1 protein-coding gene is annotated in these 782 nt (G+C 62.9%); it reads left to right on the forward strand.

Translation table 11 applies throughout. The features are described 5' to 3' along the window. The coding region (locus tag ABTU92_RS30160) for a hypothetical protein (RefSeq protein ID WP_408095210.1) at nucleotides 1–354 on the forward strand (354 nt) is incomplete at its 5' end. Nucleotides 355–782: the final 428 nt, after the last annotated feature.

The following is a 782-nucleotide window of genomic DNA, read 5'->3' on the forward strand; positions in this document are numbered from 1 at the left end:
GTGTTGCGCGTGCTCGTCACGCCGATAGCAACGAACCGTGCAGGATCACGAGCGGTTGCCGGTGCGACCGCGCCGGCCCGACGCCCGGTCCTCACCCAAAAAGCCAGCGTGGCTGCCGCCGCCGAGGCTATTCGAGCATTCATCGACGCGCAGTGTATTTTGGACAGGAACGCGTGGGAGCAGGCCAGTGTTCTGCGCGAGGCGTATGGGTCTTGGGCCTCCACACGAAACATGCCGCGCCTGGGCGGCAGGGTATTCGGTATGGCTTTGGGCGCGCTGGGTTACGAGCGCCGGAAGTCTTGCAACATTCTTTGGTGCGGGCTCCGGCTGGAGCGACGCAAGGTTGCCCCGTGACGAGCCGACGAAACGGGAGACCACCCAGGTCTCCCGCGCGAACTGCGCTCGATCAACGACGATGGTGTGCGCGTGTTCACCACGGCAACCCATCATCGGGCATCTGATCACGTGTGATCAGGTGATCAGGCTGGTCCTGTCGATCAGCTGTGTATCTGATCAGGTTCTCGCTGCCGTGCGGCGGGCGCAATTCGGCGCGCAATGCGCTGTGGATAAGCGCGATCCGTCCAAGCCAGTGCTCTCATCGAGGCGTATCGTGTTTAGACGTCCGAGTCGAGCTTGCCTGCGAGCAGGCTGACGTTCGGTCCGGCCCAGGTGAAAACGCTGCATGCCGCTGCAGGCGGAGTGCGGCGCATTATAGTATTGACCTCGTGATTGGCCGAACAGGGCGAGGTCTCCCAGGTCTCCCAAAAATGGGAGACCTGCCC

Origin of the sequence: Rhodoplanes sp. SY1 (genome assembly GCF_046000175.1) — a bacterium.
Taxonomy (GTDB): domain Bacteria; phylum Pseudomonadota; class Alphaproteobacteria; order Rhizobiales; family Xanthobacteraceae; genus Rhodoplanes.